The 3,063-nt window shown below is 64.4% G+C and carries 2 protein-coding genes and 1 pseudogene; 1 reads left to right on the forward strand and 2 read right to left on the reverse strand.

The annotated features are described in order from the left end of the window. The first annotated feature begins 42 nt into the window (after nt 1-42). Complete coding sequence (locus YU1_RS31315) at nt 43-429, forward strand: helix-turn-helix domain-containing protein (RefSeq protein WP_051357366.1); 387 nt, start codon at nt 43-45, stop codon at nt 427-429. Nucleotides 430-713: 284 nt separating this feature from the next. On the opposite strand, the gene YU1_RS0125535 is transcribed toward YU1_RS31315, so the two are convergent. Both YU1_RS0125535 and YU1_RS33815 read right to left on the reverse strand, forming a co-directional pair. Continuing rightward, nucleotides 714-2,813: a methyl-accepting chemotaxis protein gene (locus YU1_RS0125535; protein ID WP_051357368.1), complete on the reverse strand. Its 2,100-nt coding sequence runs from the start codon at nt 2,811-2,813 to the stop codon at nt 714-716. Between the two features lie 168 nt (nt 2,814-2,981). Further along, nucleotides 2,982-3,063: pseudogene (locus tag YU1_RS33815) on the reverse strand (IS5/IS1182 family transposase); the annotation flags it as partial.

Consider the following 3,063-nt stretch of genomic DNA (forward strand, 5'->3'; position numbering starts at 1 on the left):
GGGTGGCGCGCTCATCCGCAAGCGGATGAAGGCGGGGCGGGCATGAGCGAGGTTCCGCCTCTGCCGCACCTTCTGTCCGCGCTGCTGCCGGCCGCCGGGCTGGCGCGGGTGCTGGCGTTTGCTTCCGAGCACGGCGGGCGGCGGCTCTCCATTCCCAAGCGCGCGGGTGATGAGCACCGCCTGGTGGCGCTGCTGGGGCGGGAGGGGGCGGACCTGCTGTGCGCCATGTACGGGGGCGAGACGGTCACCGTGCCCATGGGGCCGGCGGGGACGCTGGCCGCGGCCCGGTTGAGGATGGCCCGCGCGCTGGCGGAGGGGGCGTCCATCGATGAGGCGGCTGGTCATGCAGGTTTGCATCGGCGGACGGCGCAGAGGATGCGGGCGCGGGTGAAGGGCGAAGAGATCGAAGGCCAGACGCGGCTGCTTTAGTCGCAGGGCCATCGCAGTAATCTAACGAGTGGCTCTCCGCCAGGAGCGGACATTTCTCTGCTTCGGGGGGACCAGACTTTACCAACACCCGCAAGGCGAGCTGCCGCCTATCTCATTGCGACCTCTCCGCTGATCGCGCAATCTGCATGGCCGCAATCTCGGGCCGTCCCACCCGGAGAGGGTCCGAAATCAGCGCCCGCACGGGGGCTCACAAGCGGCAACATTGGCTTTCGGCAGGACCGTGACGACCTCGCTAGCGCAAATTTGCATTTCGTAGCAGCGGCTCAGTTTGAGCGTACCGTTGCAAGAAATTGCAGCATCTCCACTTCCAACTGCCTGGCCTGATCGCTGAGGGCGGAGGAGGCGCTGAGCACCTCGCTGGCGGCCGCCCCTGTCTCCTGCGCCGCGCGGGCAACGTCAGTGATATGGGCCGTCACCGAATTGGTGCCGGTGGCCGCCTGATCCACATTGCGTACGATCTCGCGCGTGGCGATGCCCTGCTCCTCGACCGCCGCCGAAATGCCGGTGGCCACGTCACTCATGCTGCGGATCTGCTGGCTCACGCTTTCGATGACCTTCACGGCCTCCTGTGTGGTGGACTGGATGGCATTCACCTGAGCAGCGATCTCTTCCGTCGCTTTACCTGTCTGCGTGGCCAGCTCCTTCACCTCGGAGGCGACCACGGCGAAGCCCTTGCCGGCGTCCCCGGCGCGCGCCGCCTCGATGGTGGCATTGAGGGCCAGCAGATTGGTTTGCGACGCGATGGTGTTGATGAGTTCCACCACATCGCCGATGCGGGCCGCCGCCTGGGCGAGCTGTCGCATCACAAGGCCGGTCCGGTCGGACTCGGCAACGGCGTTCGTCGACATTTCGGAGGATTGCAGAACCTGACGTGAAATCTCGTCCACGGACGCGCCCAGTTCCTCCGCGGAGGAGGCCACCATGATAACGTTAGTAGAGGCCTCCTCCGCTGCAGCGGCGACGGCCGTGGAGCGGGTGGAGGTTTCCTCCGCGGTCTTGCGCATGGACTGGGCGGCCTGGAGCAGGACGCCAGAGGAATTGGCCACCTGACCAATGATGCCGCCCACGGCCACCTCGAAGCGCGCTGCAAGATCCAGCATGGCCCCGCGGCGCTGGGCTTCTGTGGCGCGGCGGCTTTCCTCTGCCTCGCGCTGCATGTGCTTATTGCGCAGCAGGCTCTCCTTGAAGACGAGGAGCGTCTTGGCCATGATGCCGATCTCATCGTGGCGTGAGGTGCCTGGCACCTCGACTTCCAGATGCCCGCCGGCAACATCCTGCATGACGCCGGTCAGGTGGGATATGGGGCGCGCCACGCGACCGATCACCACAGCGAATCCGGCGCCCGCAAGCGCGAGGGAGACGAGGAACACGAGGGCATAGATGATGGCGGTGCTGCGGGCGCTGTCCTCATTTGCGTCGGCAATGTCGGCGAGGTTGTTCACGGCGACGCCCGCCACGTCGGCGATATTGCCGAGGCCGATCTCGACGGGTTGGCGCCACTCCGCCAGTGTGACGCCGCTCTTCTCACCGCCGGTGATGCGGTTGACGATCCCATCACGCAGCACCTTGAACGAGCCTGCAAAATAGAAGTCCTGCGCGGTCTGAGCGGCCTTGCGCAGACCGGCGGGTGCGTTGTCGGCCATCGCGATCTCGACCACCGCGCCCCAGGCGACGTCCGCCTTGGCGTCATTGGCGAAAAGCGATTTCGTTTCCTCGGTGGTGAGCGGGCGGTCCTGCGCCACGGCGGCATTGATAAGCAGCGTGGAGATGCCAGTATAAGTGCGTGTAGCCCACCCCATAGCGCGGACCAGGATCAACTGCGACAGCGAGGGATCGAGCGCCCGGATGTCGGATTCCACCTTCGTCGATAGGCGCTCCAACGTCTCCAACACTTTTCCGCCGGTCGCGGCGAACCTCTGGCCTATTGAAGTGTCGCGGCGCTCTAGCGGGAGCGACAGTTGGTCATCCACCTGACGGCGTAGGCTCTTCACGGCCTCGAACTGGCTTTGAAGGTTCTCGATGAGTGTCGCGGCATTCGCATCCACGTAAGGATAGGTCTTGAATGCGACGAGCGCGGCTTGGAGCGCGGGCGTCACTTTCTCGCGGCGGCTCGCGATGTTGGCGACGTTGCGCTGGTTTTTGTCGCTGGCCAGGGCGAGGGCTATGCCTACCTCACCGCGCTCAAAGCGAAGATTCGCTAGGCCTTCATAGAGGTCCTTGTCCAGGTGGACGATAATCGTCGCCTGCCTCGCCGAGACATAAGCCCTGTAGGCATTCCACAGCGCGACTATGCACAACATTGAAACAATGAGGCTCATGAGGCAGAATAGGCTGCTCAGCGTGGTCTTGATAGTCAGGCGCATGAGGGCGGCTCCACGTAATCTATACAGTAAAAACGACAACGCTTGCGTGAAGCTGTCGCGACCTTCCCGCGGCAGGACAGTGAAACCGATCTGATCGCGCCAGGCCAAGCTTGTCGGCCCGCCGAGATCGCCGTCCGTAAAACAACCTGTGAGTTTTAGGGCCCAGACTCATAACCAGTAGCTTACGGCTGCGGCGATGGAGACGGCGGCCAGGAAGTTGGTCGCGAGCCGGTCATATCGTGTGGCGATG

It is taken from the genome of Azorhizobium doebereinerae UFLA1-100, from assembly GCF_000473085.1.
GTDB classification, from domain to species: domain Bacteria; phylum Pseudomonadota; class Alphaproteobacteria; order Rhizobiales; family Xanthobacteraceae; genus Azorhizobium; species Azorhizobium doebereinerae.